This window comes from Cognatundibacterium luofuense (assembly GCF_018139685.1).
Taxonomy (GTDB): domain Bacteria; phylum Pseudomonadota; class Gammaproteobacteria; order Burkholderiales; family Burkholderiaceae_D; genus Undibacterium; species Undibacterium luofuense.
On sequence record NZ_JAGSPN010000292.1, the window covers coordinates 1 to 362 of the forward strand.

General features: G+C 49.7%; 1 protein-coding gene. It reads right to left on the minus strand.

What is annotated here, in order from left to right; genetic code table 11:
- Positions 1-362: SEL1-like repeat protein (locus tag KDM89_RS20470; RefSeq protein ID WP_212689702.1), on the minus strand; the 362-nt coding region annotated here is incomplete at both ends.

The following is a 362-nucleotide window of genomic DNA, read 5'->3' on the forward strand; positions in this document are numbered from 1 at the left end:
TCCGGAAGCGCATTTTTTTTGCAGATCGCCTCAATACGTTTAGCTACTTTCTGGTTACCGTTTTTAAGCGCTTGTTGATACCAGTTTAAGGCTAGAGCCAGATCTTTGGTATGACCCAGGCGACCATGCTCGTAGGCGAGCCCTAACTGCTCCTGGCTGAGCGGGTGACGTTGATAGCGCAGGAACCAGTAATTCGCTTTGTCATTGTCCCATTTCAGGTTCCACCAACCTTCCTGAAAGCCTAGGCCTAAATAGCTTCCTGCGATGGCATTGCCCTGCTGCGCTGACAGCTCCAGCAGCTCGGTGATGCGCTGATTATCTTTCTTAGCCAGTTTGTTACTGTCTAATAAAACAGCGAGTCG